This is a genomic window from Luteimonas aquatica (assembly GCF_022662575.1).
Lineage (GTDB): Bacteria > Pseudomonadota > Gammaproteobacteria > Xanthomonadales > Xanthomonadaceae > Luteimonas > Luteimonas aquatica.
In genome coordinates, this window is record NZ_JALBFU010000003.1 from 212,120 (window position 1) to 227,627 (window position 15,508).

Here is a 15,508-nt window from a genome sequence, read left to right on the forward strand (position 1 = left end):
AAGCAGGAATGACGGGGCGCGGGGTCAGGAAAGAATCCGCAACACATCGTCGATCAGCGCCGCCGCGGTGACCTCGGCGCCGGCGCCCGGCCCCTGGATCACCAGCGGCTGTTCCCGGTAGCGGTCGCTGCGGATCGCCACGCGGTTGTCGGTGCCGCTGCCGGCGCACAGCGGATGATCGGCCGGCAATGCCTGCAGGCCGACCTCGGCCCCGTCCGCGTCGAAGCGGCCGACGAAGCGCAGCTTCGCGCCCGCGCGCCGCGCCTCGAGCAGGCGGCGCTGCAGCGGATCGTCCAGCGCCTGCAGATTCGCGTCCACGCCATCCGCGGCGGCCTGCGCCAGCAAGGCCGGCACCAGCGAATCCACGCGCACCTCGTGCCCCTCCAGCGCGAAGCCGGCCGCGCGCGCCAGGATCAGCAGCTTGCGGCGCACATCCTCGCCGGACAGGTCCTGGCGCGGATCGGGTTCGGTATAGCCGGCATCGCGCGCCTCGCGCACCAGCGCCGAGAACGGGCGATCGCCGTCGTAGCGGTCGAACAGCCAGGCCAGCGAACCCGACAGTACGCCTTCCACGGCGTGGATGCGGTCGCCGCCGGCGACCAGTTCGCGGATCGAGCGCAGCAGCGGCAGCCCGGCGCCCACGGTGGCGGCATCGCCGTAGCGGGCGGCGCCCGCGCGCGCCGCGCGCACGATCGCCTGCGCGCGCAGCAGGTCGGCGCCGTTGCCGAGCTTGTTGGCGGTGACCACGTGCACGCCGTGCGCGACCCATTCGGCATGGCGGGCGGCGACCGCCTCGCTGGCGGTGGCGTCGACCACCACGTCGCCGCGCAGCAGGTGCGCATCGCGCACGGTCTGCGGATCGCGGCCGGCCTCGGCGGCGTCGCCGGCCTGGCGCAGGGCATGGCCGGGATCCCCATTGCATGCGAACGCACCGCGCGAATTGGCCAGCAGCGCCAGCCGCGGCAAGGCCAGGCCGCGTTCGGCCAGGCGCTGCCAGCGCGAGACGAAGGCCGCGCCGACCGTGCCGGTGCCGATCAGCGTCAGGCTGGGCAGCGGCGCGGCGGTGGCCGCGCCGGATTCGCTGCGCGCGCCGAGCGTGCTCATGCGTCCACTCGTTTGCGCTGCTTGGCCTCGATCACCGCCTGCGCGCGCTCCAGCGCGGCAGCCAGGTCCGCCTGCAGGTCGTCCAGCGCCTCGATGCCCACCGACAGGCGCAGCAGGCCGTCGGAAATGCCCGCCTGCGCACGCGCCTCCGGCGACATCGCGGCATGCGTCATGGTCGCAGGATGCGCGATCAGGCTCTCCACGCCGCCCAGCGATTCGGCCAGGGTGAAGCACTGCAGGCCTTCGAGGAAGGCGCATACCGTCGCCTCGTCGCCGTCCAGCTCCACCGACAGCATCGCGCCGAAGCCCTTCTGCTGGCGCGCGGCCAGCGCATGGCCCTGATGGTCGGCCAGGCCGGGGAAATAGACGCGGGCCACCGCCGGATGCGCATCGAGCTGCGCGGCGATCGCGGCCGCGTTCTCCTGGTGCACGCGCAGGCGGGCGTCGAGCGTGCGCAGCCCGCGCAGGGTGAGGAAGCTGTCGAACGGCGAGCCGGTGATGCCGAGCGCATTGGCCCACCACACGAACTGCTCGTGCACCGCCGGGTCCTTCGCCACCACCGCGCCACCGACCACGTCGCTGTGGCCGTTGATGTACTTGGTGGTCGAGTGCACCACCACGTCGGCGCCGAAATCGGCGATCGGCCGCTGCAGCGCCGGCGACAGGAAGGTGTTGTCGACCACGGCCTGCGCGCCGGCCTTGTGCGCGGCGTCGATCACGAAGCGCAGGTCGGTGATGCGCAGCAGGGGGTTGGACGGCGTCTCGATCAGCACCAGCGTCGGCGACTGCGCCAGCGCCTCGGCCAGCGAGCGCGGATCGGTGAGGTCGGCGGTAATCAGCTCGAAATGCCCCTTCTTCGCCAATGCGTTGAACAGCCGCCAGCTGCCGCCGTAGGCGTCGTGCGGCACCACCAGGCGGTCGCCCGGCTTGAGCAGCGCGTGCAGCACCAGCGTGATCGCGCCCATGCCGGTCGCGGTGACCACGCCGCCGGCGCCGCCTTCCAGTTCGGCCAGCGCCTCGCCCAGCAGGTCGCGCGTGGGATTGCCGCTGCGCGTGTAGTCGTACTGGCGCTTCTGGTTGAAGCCGGTGAAGCTGAAGTTGGACGACAGCACCAGCGGCGGGGTGACCGCGCCGAAGGCGGTGTCGCGGTCGATTCCGGCGCGCACGGCACGGGTGGCGGAGGCGAAGCCGTCGCCGGGACAGCCGTCGATGCCGGCGCCGCTGTGGTGGGGGTGGGTCATGCCGCTTCTCCTTGGTTCTGGTTGCGCAGCGCAGCGGCCAGGATGGCGTCGATGCGGTCGGTTTCTTTGAGGAAGGCGTCGTGGCCGTAGGGCGAGCGCAGCACGCGCAGCTGCCCGCGGGTGCCCAGGCCCTCGACCAGGGCGACGGAGTCGCTCAGCGGGACCAGACGGTCGCCCTCGACGGCCACCACGGTGGTGGGCACGCGCACGGCCGCCGGATCGACGCGGTGCAGATCGATCGACTCCGACAGCCGCAGCCACGCCGTCACCGGCGTGCGCGCCACGTACTGCGCGCCGGCCGCGTCGAGGTAGTCCTCGGCGGCCACGCGCACGCGGCCGTTGACCACGGCGGGCGGCGCGTCGAAGCGCTCGGAGAATTCCTCGGGCGTGCGGTAGCTGAGCATCGCGAACTGGCGCGCCAGCGACAGCCCCTGCGAGTCGGCGCACTGCAGCTGGCCCAGCGCCACCGCCTTGCGCTGCAGCGCGCGCCAGGCGGCCGCATAGGGATGGGCGCGGTGCGCGCCGCTCACCGCCACCAGCTTGCGCAGCCGCCGGGCGTGGCGCACGGCCAGCTGCAGGCCGACCAGCGCGCCGTACGAATAGCCGACGAAGGCGCGCAGCGTGTCGATGCCGAGCGCGTCGAGCAGCGCCGCGATCGCGTCGGCCTGGTCGGCGCAGTCGATCGGCGCGTCGAGGCGGCCGTCGGCGCCGACGTAGTCGAAGGCGAGGATGCGCGTGCGCGACGGATCGAGCGCGCGCTCCGCGCCCACCAGGCCCTCGGCCCAGCCCTTCTCGGCGAAGACCGCGTTGGCCGAGACGTGCTTGTGCGCGGAAATGCCGCCGGCGACGAACACCACCGGCGCGCCCGCGGCGCCGACCAGTTCGTAGGACAGCCGCAGGCGACGCGTGCCGGCGTGACGCATCGCCAGCTCCACCTCGACGTGGCCGCGCACGGCCTGCGCGCCGATGCCGGCGGCGTAGGAGATCGCGTGCAGCGGCAGCGACGGCGAATCGAAGGAGGCGGCGGAGGCGGCGGAGGCGGCGACGTCGACGAAACTCATGGACTTCTTTCCCGATGCTTGTTGGAAAGTCCGCGCATCGAACCGCGCCGTCGGCGCGGTGAGGCGTGCGGGCCTTGCGGAAACATCCGCAACGCCATCGATGCCCATGGGGATACCGGAAGAAGCCGACGGCGGGCGTCGGCGGATGCGGCGACCGCGCCTGTCGTGGCGGTCGCGCAACCATCTTCCGGTGGACGCTCAGGTCCCCGCAGGACTTGGCACCGCGACGGGGCGGCAGGCGGTCGACAGGCCCGAACGGCGCAGTCGAACGTCTTGCTTCCCCATCAGGTTGCCCCGGCGTCTTCGGGCCTGTCCCTCAGCCGGTCTCGATGGATGCCGCATAGGTTGCCAGCGCTTTCGAGCACTGTCAATCGCTTCATCGGCATGAAGCGATACGATTTCTCGTGAAACCACCCGCCCGGCGCCGCCCGGCAGCCATCCGCGATGTCGGGAACCGGCCTGCCAATCCGTTGAGTTTCAATGGGTTCCGGCCAATCCGGCATCGCCTCGCCGCGATCCGGCCCGTACACGCGAATTCCCCACGACTCCCGCATAATCCGCGCCATGCCGCTTCGACTCCCACGCCCCGCCTGGCGCGCCGCCGCCGGACTCCGCCGCGCTGCGGCCGCGCCGCGGCCGGGAAACGGCGCGCGGCGCCTGGCCTGGCTGCTGGCCACGGCCACGCTCGCGGGCTGCACCACGGTCGAGGTGACGCGGCCGCTGCCGCCCTTGCTGCCGGCCGCCTCCGGCCCCGTGGTCCCCGAGCGCTACCTGGCCGCCGGCCCCGCCGGCATCCGCTTCAACGCCCTCGCCACCTGGCCGACCGAAAGCGGCGGCGCCTGGCTGATCGCCGGATCGGCCGCCGGGCATGCGCTGACGGTGTTCGACGCCGACAGCGGCGCGCAGGTGCGCGAGATCGACGGCCGCACCGCGACACCCGGCCCGATGCTCGAGCCGACCGCGCTCGCGGTGTTCGGCGACCGCCTGTTCGTCGCCGAGGCCGGCGCCAATCGCGTGGAAGTGCTGTCGTTGCCGGACTTCGCCCGCCTCGGCGCGTTCGGCGCCGGCGAGCTGCGCGCGCCCGGCGGCTTGTGGATCCGCGAACGCGGTCCCGAGGAGCTGGCGGTCTACGTCGCCGACGCCTCCCGCGGCAAGGCCGGCGGCTACCGCTACCGCGTCGAATTCGACGAGGAAGGCCGCCTGCGCGCGCAGGCGGAAACGCCCTTCGAGCATCTGGGCGAACCCGATACCGGCGATGGCCTGCCGCCCGACAGCTATCACGACACCGCTACCGGCATCGCCTGGTGGTCCTGCGGCACCGATGCCGGCTACTGGGTGGCGATCGACTCCGGCACCGCGCCCACGCGCTTCCAGGTGTTCGACCGCGCTCTGGCGCCGCGCGGCGCCTTCCGCGGCGCGACCGTCGACGGCAGCCGGGCCATCGCCGTGTATGCGCCGGGCACCGCGCAGTTCCCGTTCGGCGCCCTGTTCGCCCTGCATGGCGACGGATCGGTGGCGGCCTTCGACCTGGGCGACGTCGTGCGCGCGCTGCAGCTCGATCCGGCGTGCACGCAATGAGCGCCGTGCGCGCGGCATGGCTCGCGGCCGCGAGCCTGGCGGCCGCCGCGTTGGCCCTGCCGGCCGTCGCCGGACAGGTGTATCGCTGGACCGACAGCAAGGGCATCGTGCACTACGACGGCGACCGCCCTGCGGCGGCGGACGGGGACGTCACCGCGCTGCCGTTCCTCGCCGAGCCCGAGGCCATCGCCCGCCTGCGGCTCGAACAGGGCGACGGCGTCTATCTCGCCTACGTCGACAACACCCTGGCCGGTCCGATCGAAGTGATGCTGCATGCCGACGGCGACGCCGTGGTCGGCGAGCCCGCCCTGCCGGCGCGCGCCAGCGTGCCCGCGCGCGCCGGCACGCTCGTGGCGCGGCTGCACTCCACCGGCCGCGGCGGCAACGCCCGCTTGCGCCTGGCGGCCGTGCCCGGCACGCCCAACGCGCGGCCGCAGGACTACGAATACGCCTACCCGCTGCAAAGCGCCTCGGTGCGCGTGGGCCAGGGCTACGGCGGCGGCTTCAGCCACCAGAGCGCGGAGAACCACTACGCGGTCGATCTGGCCGCCGACACCGGCACCACCGTGCTGGCCGCGCGCGAAGGCACGGTGATGCAGATCGCCTCGGACTTCGACAAGGCCAGCCTCGACGCCGAGCGCTTCGGCGGGCGCGCCAACTTCGTGCGCATCCTGCACGACGACGGCACGATGGCGGTCTATGCGCACCTGGCCACCGACGGCGTGCTGGTGCGCCTGGGCCAGCGCGTGCGGCGCGGCCAGCCCATCGGCCTGTCCGGCAACACCGGCTTCAGCACCGGGCCGCACCTGCACTTCGTGGTCCAGGTCAACCGCGGCATGCGCCTGGAGTCGATCCCCTTCCGCATGTTCGGGCCGGGCGGCATCCTGCGCTTTAGCGAAGCACGTCCCAGCGAGGCACGTCCCGGCGAAGCGCGTCCCGGCGAGGCACGTCTTGGGGAAGCGCGCCCCGGCGAGGCGCCGCCGCGGCCCTCCGCCGAGACCGGCCGGGCGCCGGCGCCGCCGGCCCGCCCCGTGGGCCGTTAGCCGACGCGCTGCGCGTATAATCCGCCTCCTTCCCGCCATCGAATCGCGCCAGCACGGCGCTCCTCGCCATGTCTGACGTTTCCCTCGAGGCCCTGCGCCGCCGCACCTTCGCGATCATCTCGCACCCGGACGCCGGCAAGACCACGCTGACCGAGAAGCTGCTGCTGTTCGGCGGCGCCATCCAGATGGCCGGCAGCGTCAAGGGGCGCAAGGCCGCGCGCCACGCCACCTCCGACTGGATGGCGCTGGAGAAGGAGCGCGGCATCTCGGTGACCAGCTCGGTGATGCAGTTCCCCTACGAGGGCCGCATCGTCAACCTGCTCGATACGCCCGGCCACGCCGACTTCGGCGAGGACACCTACCGCGTGCTCACCGCGGTCGATTCCGCACTGATGGTCATCGACGTCGCCAAGGGCGTGGAGGAGCGCACCATCAAGCTGATGGAGGTGTGCCGCATGCGCGACACGCCGATCATGACCTTCATCAACAAGCTCGACCGCGAGGGCCGCGAGCCGATCGAGCTGCTCGACGAAGTGGAGCGCGTGCTCGGCATCCAGTGCGCCCCGGTGACCTGGCCGATCGGCATGGGCCAGCGCCTGAAGGGCGTCGTCCACCTGGTCAGCGGCGAGGTGCACCTGTACGAGCCGGGCCGCAACTTCACCCGCCAGGACTCCACCATCTTCGGCTCGATCGACGATCCGCAGCTGGAGGCGCGCATCGGCGCCGACATGCTGCGCGACCTGCGCGACGAGCTGGAACTGGTGCAGGGCGCCTCGCATCCCTTCGACGCCGAGGCCTACCTCGCCGGCATGCAGACGCCGGTGTTCTTCGGCTCGGCGGTGAACAACTTCGGCGTGCAGCCGCTGCTGGATTTCTTCGTGCGGCACGCGCCGCCGCCGCGCCCGCGCGAGACCACCTCGCGCGACGTGCGCCCGGACGAGGACAAGCTCTCCGGCTTCGTCTTCAAGATCCAGGCCAACATGGACCCGCAGCACCGCGACCGCGTCGCCTTCATGCGCGTGTGCTCGGGCCGCTTCAGCGCCGGCATGAAGGCCTTCCACGTGCGCAGCGGCAAGGAGACCAAGCTCGCCAATGCGCTCACCTTCATGGCCAGCGACCGCGAGATCGCCGCCGAGGCCTGGCCGGGCGACGTGATCGGCATCCACAACCACGGCACGATCTCCATCGGCGACACCTTCACCGAGGGCGAGGCGCTGGCCTTCACCGGCATTCCCAACTTCGCGCCCGAGCTGTTCCGCCGCGCACGGCTGCGCGATCCGCTCAAGCTCAAGCAGCTGCAGAAGGGCCTGGCGCAGCTGTCCGAGGAAGGCGCCACCCAGTTCTTCCGCCCGCTGATGAGCAACGACCTGATCCTGGGCGCGGTGGGCGTGCTGCAGTTCGACGTCGTCGCCTACCGGCTCAAGGACGAATACGGCGTGGACGCCAGCTTCGAGCAGGTCTCGGTCGCCACCGCGCGCTGGATCCGCTGCGACGACGCCAGGAAGCTGGAGGAGTTCCGCGACAAGAACGCGCTGAACCTGGCCATCGACGCGGCCGGCGAGCTGGTCTACCTGGCGCCCACCCGCGTCAACCTGCAGCTGGCGCAGGAGCGCGCGCCCGGCGTGCAGTTCAACGCCACCCGCGAGCACGCGCAGTCGGTGGCCGACTGAGGCGAGCAGCGCCGCTTTCGCGTCGCCGCGCGCCGGAATCGAGTATTTACTCGAAAATGGCACGGCATGGTACCGGTATGCGCACCGCGGCTTCGCCCCCCGCTCGCGGAGAATTCTCCCGCGAGGAATTCGCCAGCGCGCTGACGCACGGCGTCGGCGCCACCCTGGCCCTGGGCGCGGGCGCGGTGCTGATCACCCTGGCTGCGCGCGAGGGCAATGCCTGGCAGCTCTCGGCGGCGATCGTCTTCAGCGTGTCGCTGCTGCTGCTCTACGTGGCCTCCACCCTCTATCACGCCACGCCCTTCCCGACCGCGAAAGCGCGGCTGAAGGTCTTCGACCACTGCGCGATCTACCTGCTGATCGCCGGCACCTACACGCCCTTCACCCTGATCGGCCTGCGCGGCACGATCGGCTGGAGCCTGTTCGCGGCGATCTGGGCCCTGGCACTGGCCGGCGTGGTGTTCAAGCTGTTCTTCACCGGCCGCTTCAAGCGGCTGTCGACGCTGATCTACGTGGCCATGGGCTGGCTGGTGCTGCTGGCGATCAAGCCGGTGATCGCCGCGCTCGATGCCTGGACGTTCGGCTGGCTGCTCGCCGGCGGCGTGTTCTACACGCTGGGCACCGTGTTCTACCACCGCGAATCGCTGCCCTACTCGCACGCGGTGTGGCACCTGTTCTGCATCGCCGGCAGCGTCTGCCACTACATCGCGGTGATGGCGCAGGTGCTGTCCGACTGAACCGCCGGCAACGCGCTTCACCTCAGGTTTACCCGGCGCCGGGGATGGTGTCCCTGAACACTGCAGGGAGCCGCATGTCCACGCCATCACCATCGCCGCAGCGCCACGTCATCGCCCGGCATCCGTGGTGGACGGCCTTCGGCCTGCTGCTGTGCGCCATCGCCGCGTTGCTGCTGCTGTGGGACTGGAACTGGTTCAAGGGCCCGGTCGAGCGGCGCGTGCAGGCCGCCACCGGGCGCGCCTTCGCCATCGGCGGCGATCTCGACGTGGACCTGGGCCGCGTCACCACCATCCGCGCCGACCGCCTGCGCCTGGCCAACGTGCCCTGGTCGAAGCAGCCGGACATGGCCACGCTCGACCGGCTGGAGCTGCGCATCGAGCCCTGGCCGCTGATCAGCCGCCGCGAGGTGCGCATCCCCGAGATCCGCCTGGTGCGGCCGCGCGTGGTGCTCGAATCCGGCGCCAAGGGCGCGAACAACTGGACCTTCCCCGGCAGCGGCGACGGCCAGACGCCGCGCCTCAAGCGCATCTGGATCGATGACGGCCAGCTGCGCTACCTCGATCCGGGGCGCAAGACCGACATCGACATCAAGATCGCCAGCGTCCAGCCGCGCCGCGATCCGGCTGCCGCGAAGCAGGCGGCCCCGCCCATCGCGGTGGAGGGCGGCGGCAAGTGGAGCAACAACCGCTTCACCCTCAGCGGTCGCGCCGAATCGCCGCTGGAACTGCAGAACACCGACCAGCCCTATTCGATCAACCTGCACGCGGCCGCCGGCGCCACCCGCGCGCAGGCGCGCGGCAAGCTGATCAACCCGTTCCAGCTGGAGGGCTTCGACCTGCGCTTCGCGCTCTCGGGCAAGAACCTGGCCGATCTGTATCCGCTGATCGGCGTGGCCATTCCGCCCACGCCGCCCTATGCGCTCGACGGACGGCTGCGCCACGAGAAGAAGCTGTGGAAGTACGAGGGTTTCACCGGCAAGGTCGGCGACAGCGATCTGTCCGGCTCGGCCAGCGTGGCCACCGGCGGCGCGCGTCCGTTCCTGCGCGCGAACCTGCTGTCCAGGCGGCTGGACTTCGACGACCTGGCCGGCTTCGTCGGCGGCGCGCCACAGGCCAAGGGCACGGAATCGACCAATCCCGAACTGCAGGCGCTGGCCAGCAAGCAGGCCGCCTCGCCGCGCCTGCTGCCCGACACGCCCTACGCGCTCGACAAGCTGCGCGCGATGGACGCTGACGTGACCCTGAAGGCGCAGCGCATCAACGCGCCGTCGCTGCCCATCGACGACATGGACGCGCACCTGTTCCTCGCCGACGGCGTGCTGCGCCTGGATCCCCTGAATTTCGGCGTCGCCGACGGCGAGATCCGCTCCAGGATCCGCATGAACGCCCGCGAGGCCGCGATCCGCACCCGCGCCGACATCAGCGCACGCGGCCTGAACCTGTCCAAACTGATGCCCGACGCCAAGCTCGCCGAGGACGCCATCGGCAAGATCGGCGGCAAGATCGCGGTGGACACCCGCGGCAATTCGATCGCCAAGATGCTGGGCAGCGCCGACGGCGACATCAGCGTCGGCATGGGCAAGGGACAGATCAGCAAGCTGCTGATGAAGCTGGCCGGCCTGAACCTGGGCGGCGCGCTGCGCACCAAGCTGGTCGGCGACAAGCCCATTCCGATCCGCTGCGCCTACGGCGACTTCGCGGTGCGCAACGGCGTGATGAACACCCGCGCGCTCGCCTTCGACACCACCGATACGGTGGTCACCGGCACCGGCACGATCAGCCTGCGCGAGGAAACCCTGGACCTGACCATGCGGCCCAAGCCCAAGGTGCGCAGCCTGCTGTCGCTGCGCGCGCCGCTGTACGTCGGCGGCACCTTCAAGAACCCCACCTTCAAGCCGGACTACGTGCGCATCGGCCTGCGCGGCGCCGCGGCGGTGGCCCTGGGCGTGATCGCGCCGCCGGCGGCGCTGCTGGCGACGACCGAGCTGGGCGGCGGCAAGGACGTGGATTGCGGGGACAAGGCGGTGACGCGGTGATGCCGGTAACGCGGCGTCCGTTCTGGCCGGGCGTTCGACGCCGCAGCCGATGCCGATAGGGCATCGATAGACTTCGGTCGCATTGCCGCTGCCATCCATGGCGACGCAGGACCGACTTCGGATCGTCCGGCCCGGCCGCCCCTGGCCGGGCGTTCGACACCGCAGCCGATGCCGATAGGCATCGATAGACTTCGGTCGCATTGCCGCTGCCATCCATGGCGACGCAGTACCGACTTCGGATCGTCCGGCCCGGCCGCCCATGGCCGGGCGTTCGACACCGCAGCCGATGCCGATAGGCATCGATAGACTTCGGTCGCATTGCCGCTGCCATCCATGGCGACGCAGGACCGACTTCGGATCGTCCGGCCCGGCCGCCCCTGGCCGGGCGGTCGACACCGCAGCCGATGCCGCTAGAGCATCGATAGACTTCGTTCGCATTGCCGCTGCCATCCATGGCGACGCAGTACGGACTTCGGATCGTCCGGCCCGGCCGCCCATGGCCGGACGTTCGACACCGCAGCCGATGCCGATAGAGCATCGATAGACTTCGATCGCATTCCCGCTGCCATCTATGGCGACGCAGTACGGGCTTCGGATCGTCCGGCCCGGCCATCAATGGCCGGGCGTTCGACACCGCAGCCGATGCCGATAGGGCATCGGCTGAGCGCGGTGTCTCACCCCGCGATGTAGCGTTGCAGTTGGTCCAGTTGCAGCTGCTGATCCTCGATCACCGCCTTGACCAGGTCGCCGATCGAGATCACCCCGAGCACCTGTCCGTCCTCCACCACCGGCAGATGGCGGATGCGCTTCTCGGTCACCAGGCGCATGCAGAAGTCGGCGCTGTCGCCGGGGCCGACGCTGACCACGTCCGCGGTCATGATCTCGCGCACCGGCGTGTCGGACGAGGAGCGGCCCTGCAGCACCACCTTGCGCGCGTAGTCGCGCTCGGACAGGATGCCGGCCAGTCTGCCCTGCCGCAGCACCAGCAGCGCGCCGATGCGCTTCTCGGCCATCAAGCGGATCGCGTCGATGACCGGCGCGTCCGGATCGATCGCGAAGACGTCAGGCGCCTTCGCCTCCAACAGCTGACGCACGGTATGCATGGGATCGCTCCTCCACCGATGGCCCTGTCCGCGAAGAGTCTCCCGCCGCCGGGTGCCAGCGGTCAACCAGGTACAGCGGGCGCTGCTTGGATTCCTCGTAGAGCCTGCCGAGATATTCGCCGATCATGCCCAGGGCGACCAGTTGCACGCCGCCCAGGAACAGGATCACCGCCATCATCGTCGGCCAGCCCGCCACGCGATCGCCCCACAGCAGCGCCTTGACCACGATCCACAGGCCGTAGGCGAAGGCGACCAGCGCCGTTGCCACGCCAAGATACGTCGCCAGGCGTAACGGCGCGGTGGAGAAGCTGGTGACGCCCTCCAGCGCGAAGTTCCACAGCCGCCACAGGTTGAACTTGCTGCGCCCGGCCACGCGTGCCTCGCGCTGGTAGGGGATGGACGCCTGCTCGAAACCGATCCAGCCGAACAGGCCCTTCATGAAGCGATGCCGCTCGCGCAGCTGCCGCAGCGCCGCCAGCGCGCGCGGCGAGAGCAGGCGGAAATCGCCGGTGTCGGTGGGAATCGGCGTCTTCGACAGCCGCCCCATCACGCGGTAGAACCCGTAGGCGGTGAAGCGCCGCAGCCAGCCCTCGCCCTCGCGCCCGGTGCGCGTGCCATGCACGTCGTCGAAGCCCTCGCGCCACTTGGCGACGAACTGCGGGATCAGCTCGGGCGGGTCCTGGCCGTCGGCGTCGAGAATGAGCGCGGCGCCCTCGGCGACGCGATCGAGGCCGGCGGTCAGCGCCGCCTCCTTGCCGAAGTTGCGCGACAGCCGCAGCAGGCTCACGCGCGCGTCGCCGTTGGCGATCCCCTGCAGCACCGCCCAGGTGCCGTCGCGGCTGCCGTCGTCGACGTACAGCACGCGTCCGTCCACGCCGTCGAGCGCATCGAACGCGGCGGCGATGCGCGGATGCAGCGCCGGAAGCGCATCGGCCTCGTTGAAGGCGGCGACGACGACGGTGAGCAGGTCGCGGGACATGGCCGCCATCCTACAAGCAGGCCCGCCGCCGACCAATCGGCGGACCGACCGCTGGCCCGGCCCGGCGCCTGGCAGGCCGTCGAAGACGGCCCGCTGGCGCGGCCGAGGGTGGCCGCATCCTAGTCCAGCCCCTCCAGGTAGCCGTTACCGCCGATGCGCTGCACGTTGCGCTGGATCCAGGCCGCGCGCCGCTGTACGTAGGGACCGGGCCGGGCGGCGCTGTAGGACTTGGGCTTGGGCAGCACCGCCGCCAGGCGCGCGCTCTCGGCCGGGGACAGCCGCGCCGCGTCCTTGCCCCAGAAGCTGCGCGCGGCCGCCTGCGCGCCGTAGACGCCGTCGCCGAACTCGGCGACGTTGGCGTAGACCTCCAGGATGCGGCGCTTCGGCCACAGGGTCTCGATCAGCACCGTGTACCAGGCCTCCACGCCCTTGCGCACCCAGCTGCGCCCGCTCCACAGGAACAGGTTCTTGGCCACCTGCTGGCTGATGGTGCTGGCGCCGCGCACCTTACGGCCGCGGGCGTTGTTGGCGCGCGCCTTCTCGATCGCCTTGAAGTCGAAGCCGCCGTGGACGGCGAAGTTCTGGTCCTCGGCCGCGACCATCGAGACCGGCAGGCTGGGCGCGATCTCCTCCAGGTCGCGCCAGTCGTAGGCCACGCCGAAGCGGAAATCCCCCTGGCCCCAGGCCTGCAGCTGGCGCGCGGCCATGAACATCGAGAACGGCGGATCGATGAAGCGCAGCGCCAGCACCTGCAGCATGCTGATCAGCAGCAGCAGCAACGGCAGCTTCCACAGCCAGTGCAGCCAACGGCGCGACCTGCCGGGCGCCGGAACGGCGTTTACGTTTGCGTTCACGTCCTCGCTCCGTTCGCATCCATCGCCCGCGCCTTGCCCATCGGCCACACCATCCCCATGCTTGCCCTCATCCCGTCGGTTGCCAACGCCGTCCCGGCGCAGCATAACGGCTTCGGCCGCACCGCCTGGCACGAACCTCCGACGCCCGCCCCAGAGACACGTCCCCGAATGTCCGAACTTCCCGATCCCTCCATCGCCACGGCCGACGACGACCGGCTGAGCCGCTTCCTGCTCGAACACGCCGGCATCCGCGGCGTGCACGTCTCGCTGGCCGATACCTGGGCGCAGATCCGCGGCCGCGACGACTATCCGCTCGCCGTCGCCGAACTGCTCGGCGAGGCGGCGGCGGCGGCGGCGCTGTTCACCGGCCACGCCAAGATCGACGGGCGCCTGTCGGTGCAACTGCGCGGCGACGGCGCGCTGCGCACCCTGTTCGCCGAGTGCACCGCCGCCGGCACCCTGCGCGGCATCGCGCAGATGGCCGAGGGCGTCGAGGCACCGGTCTCGCGCGACCTGCGCGCGCTCGGCCCGGAGGCGATGCTGGCGATCACCATCGAGAACCCCGGCATCGCCGGGCGCGAGCCGATGCGCTACCAGGGCATCGTGGCGCTGTCCACGGACAGCCTGTCGGGCGCCTTCGAGCAGTATTTCGCCCAATCCGAGCAGCTGCCCACGCGCCTGCTGCTGGCCGCCGACGGCCACCGGGCCGCCGGCCTGATGCTGCAGAAGCTGCCGGGCGACGCCGGCGACGACGACGGATGGACCCGGGCCGGGGCCCTGTTCGACACCCTCGGCCCGGCCGAGCTGCTCGCCACCCCGGCCCAGACCCTGCTGCGTCGCCTGTTCCACGAGGAGGCCCCTACCCTGCTCGGCGCCAGGCCGCTGCGCTTCGCCTGCTCCTGCTCGCGCGAGCGGGTCGCCTCGATGCTGCAGTCGCTGGGCCCGGAGGAGGCCCGGGCGGCCGTGATCGGGGGCAGCGCCCGGATCCGCTGCGAGTTCTGCGGCCAGGAGTACCGGTTCAGCCCCGCCGACATCGACGCCCTGTTCACAGGCCACGAGCGTCCAATGGAGGCGCCGGAACGGTGGCAATAGGCCGGCCAGGGGATTGTTAAAGAACCATAAACCGGATAGAGTCCAGGCCTACCCCAATGGGGGAACTTCGGGCCCGGGAGAGGGGTCGTTTCCAGCCATGCGTCGCCACTTCGCTCGACTGTCGTGTGCCCTGCTGCTCGCCCTAGGCGCGGCAACGGGCGCGCATGCCCAGGAGAAGGCGGCCGACAAGCGCAACGACAACAGCGCCGTGCTGCCGATCTGGGACAACACCAGCGGCAAGCTGCAGGCCTATCTGCTGCTGGAACCCACCAGCAAGTCGCAGACCGGCGCGCGCTGGCATTTCGGCGGCAATACGCTGGATGCGGCGATCGGCCTGGATGCCGGCGATTCGCTGGGCCTGCTCTGCGACCGCCGCAACGGCCTCACCTCGGCGGTCGGCAGCCTTGCCGCCAGCAACTGCATGCTGGCCACGCTCAACGACGACGGCAGCCGCCGCACCAGCGCCACCGCCGCGATCGGCCGTGACGGCGGCCGCCTCGGCCTGACCGCCGGCACCGGCCGCGACACCCTGCCCGCCTGGCTGTCCGGCGGACGCGGCGCCGCGCAGGTCGACGTCAACGACCTGACCGTGTTCGCGCAGAAGAACATCGGCAGCGAGACCGTGGTGCAGATCGCCGGCACGATCGCCAAGGCGCGCATCCTCTCGCCCGCCGAAGCCTCCAACTTCGGCATCTCCGACCAGTGGAGCACCCGCACCCTGTCGATCGGCGGCGGCTACGGCGCCTTCAGCGCCAACATCATCGGCCGCGTCGTGGATACGCCCGGGCAGCCGAAGTTCGAAGGCCTGGGCCTCGGCCTGACCTGGCGCACGCCCTGGAGCGGTCAGCTGACCGTCGGCGCGGACAATCTCGTCACCCGCGGCAAGAATCCGTTCTCGCCCAGCACCGACAGCAAGCAGGACGAAGGCGCCGTTCCCTACGTGCGCTACGAGCAGGACCTCTAAGCGATTCCGTCCTGCCGGATCGATCCGGCGTCGTCTCCGCGGCGGT

13 protein-coding genes and 1 riboswitch are annotated in these 15,508 nt (G+C 71.3%); of the genes, 7 read left to right on the top strand and 6 right to left on the bottom strand.

All coding sequences use genetic code 11. The features are described 5' to 3' along the window. Positions 1-24: 24 nt before the first annotated feature. The 3 genes from MD221_RS09800 to metX are packed head-to-tail and all read right to left on the bottom strand — an operon-like array spanning position 25 to position 3,406. Positions 25-1,104: a homoserine dehydrogenase family protein gene (locus MD221_RS09800; protein WP_242111355.1), complete on the bottom strand. Its 1,080-nt coding sequence runs from the start codon at positions 1,102-1,104 to the stop codon at positions 25-27. Continuing rightward, on the bottom strand, positions 1,101-2,345 hold the full coding sequence (locus tag MD221_RS09805; protein ID WP_242111358.1) for an O-succinylhomoserine (thiol)-lyase: 1,245 nt from the start codon (positions 2,343-2,345) through the stop codon (positions 1,101-1,103). Before MD221_RS09805 ends, MD221_RS09800 begins: the two co-directional genes overlap by 4 nt. Further along, positions 2,342-3,406: a homoserine O-succinyltransferase MetX gene (gene metX / locus MD221_RS09810; protein ID WP_242111361.1), complete on the bottom strand. Its 1,065-nt coding sequence runs from the start codon at positions 3,404-3,406 to the stop codon at positions 2,342-2,344. Before metX ends, MD221_RS09805 begins: the two co-directional genes overlap by 4 nt. Before the next feature lie 177 nt (positions 3,407-3,583). Next, positions 3,584-3,742, bottom strand: a riboswitch (SAM riboswitch). 228 nt (positions 3,743-3,970) lie between these two features. Between metX and MD221_RS09815 the strand changes: the two genes are divergently transcribed. The 5 genes from MD221_RS09815 to MD221_RS09835 all read left to right on the top strand — a co-directional run bounded on the left by MD221_RS09815 (position 3,971) and on the right by MD221_RS09835 (position 10,470). After that, on the top strand, positions 3,971-4,984 hold the full coding sequence (locus MD221_RS09815) for an NHL repeat-containing protein (RefSeq protein WP_242111371.1): 1,014 nt from the start codon (positions 3,971-3,973) through the stop codon (positions 4,982-4,984). Beyond that, positions 4,981-6,027 carry a M23 family metallopeptidase gene (locus MD221_RS09820; protein WP_242111376.1) on the top strand — a complete coding sequence of 349 codons (1,047 nt, stop codon included), beginning with the start codon at positions 4,981-4,983 and terminating at the stop codon, positions 6,025-6,027. Before MD221_RS09815 ends, MD221_RS09820 begins: the two co-directional genes overlap by 4 nt. 68 nt (positions 6,028-6,095) lie before the next feature. Then, entirely contained in the window at positions 6,096-7,697 is a 1,602-nt protein-coding gene (locus MD221_RS09825; protein ID WP_242111378.1) for a peptide chain release factor 3, read from the top strand. Positions 7,698-7,774: 77 nt separating this feature from the next. Next, on the top strand, positions 7,775-8,434 hold the full coding sequence (gene trhA, locus MD221_RS09830; RefSeq protein WP_242111382.1) for a PAQR family membrane homeostasis protein TrhA: 660 nt from the start codon (positions 7,775-7,777) through the stop codon (positions 8,432-8,434). A 74-nt stretch (positions 8,435-8,508) separates the two neighbouring features. Then, positions 8,509-10,470 (top strand): AsmA family protein, encoded by a 1,962-nt coding sequence (locus MD221_RS09835; RefSeq protein WP_242111386.1) that lies wholly within the window; start codon positions 8,509-8,511, stop codon positions 10,468-10,470. A gap of 674 nt (positions 10,471-11,144) precedes the next feature. Here the strand turns inward: MD221_RS09835 and MD221_RS09840 are convergent. From MD221_RS09840 to mtgA, 3 genes are all read right to left on the bottom strand, one after another. Next, positions 11,145-11,573, bottom strand: a complete 429-nt coding sequence (locus MD221_RS09840) for a CBS domain-containing protein (RefSeq protein WP_242111387.1) — start codon at positions 11,571-11,573, stop codon at positions 11,145-11,147. Beyond that, entirely contained in the window at positions 11,533-12,552 is a 1,020-nt protein-coding gene (locus tag MD221_RS09845) for a glycosyltransferase family 2 protein (protein ID WP_242111393.1), read from the bottom strand. The genes MD221_RS09840 and MD221_RS09845 overlap by 41 nt, the downstream gene beginning before the upstream one ends. Before the next feature lie 119 nt (positions 12,553-12,671). Then, the gene (mtgA, locus tag MD221_RS09850) at positions 12,672-13,406 is read right to left on the bottom strand and encodes a monofunctional biosynthetic peptidoglycan transglycosylase (RefSeq protein ID WP_277928889.1); all 735 of its coding nucleotides are present in this window, start codon (positions 13,404-13,406) and stop codon (positions 12,672-12,674) included. 168 nt (positions 13,407-13,574) lie between these two features. On the opposite strand from mtgA, the gene hslO reads away from it, so the two are divergent. Together hslO and MD221_RS09860 are read left to right on the top strand one after the other, a co-directional pair. After that, positions 13,575-14,498 (top strand): Hsp33 family molecular chaperone HslO, encoded by a 924-nt coding sequence (gene hslO, locus MD221_RS09855; RefSeq protein WP_242111398.1) that lies wholly within the window; start codon positions 13,575-13,577, stop codon positions 14,496-14,498. 133 nt (positions 14,499-14,631) lie between these two features. Beyond that, complete coding sequence (locus MD221_RS09860; RefSeq protein WP_242111642.1) at positions 14,632-15,462, top strand: XOO1806 family protein; 831 nt, start codon at positions 14,632-14,634, stop codon at positions 15,460-15,462. Positions 15,463-15,508: the final 46 nt, after the last annotated feature.

Bases quoted from the DNA above. Each gene is read 5' to 3' on its own strand.
- trhA (WP_242111382.1), top strand. From the start codon at position 7,775: ATGCGCACCGCGGCTTCGCCCCCCGCTCGCGGAGAATTCTCCCGCGAG.
- hslO (WP_242111398.1), top strand. From the start codon at position 13,575: ATGTCCGAACTTCCCGATCCCTCCATCGCCACGGCCGACGACGACCGG.
- MD221_RS09815 (WP_242111371.1), top strand. From the start codon at position 3,971: ATGCCGCTTCGACTCCCACGCCCCGCCTGGCGCGCCGCCGCCGGACTC.
- MD221_RS09820 (WP_242111376.1), top strand. From the start codon at position 4,981: ATGAGCGCCGTGCGCGCGGCATGGCTCGCGGCCGCGAGCCTGGCGGCC.
- MD221_RS09805 (WP_242111358.1), bottom strand. From the start codon at position 2,345: ATGACCCACCCCCACCACAGCGGCGCCGGCATCGACGGCTGTCCCGGC.
- MD221_RS09835 (WP_242111386.1), top strand. From the start codon at position 8,509: ATGTCCACGCCATCACCATCGCCGCAGCGCCACGTCATCGCCCGGCAT.
- MD221_RS09845 (WP_242111393.1), bottom strand. From the start codon at position 12,552: ATGTCCCGCGACCTGCTCACCGTCGTCGTCGCCGCCTTCAACGAGGCC.
- MD221_RS09825 (WP_242111378.1), top strand. From the start codon at position 6,096: ATGTCTGACGTTTCCCTCGAGGCCCTGCGCCGCCGCACCTTCGCGATC.
- metX (WP_242111361.1), bottom strand. From the start codon at position 3,406: ATGAGTTTCGTCGACGTCGCCGCCTCCGCCGCCTCCGCCGCCTCCTTC.
- MD221_RS09800 (WP_242111355.1), bottom strand. From the start codon at position 1,104: ATGAGCACGCTCGGCGCGCGCAGCGAATCCGGCGCGGCCACCGCCGCG.
- MD221_RS09840 (WP_242111387.1), bottom strand. From the start codon at position 11,573: ATGCATACCGTGCGTCAGCTGTTGGAGGCGAAGGCGCCTGACGTCTTC.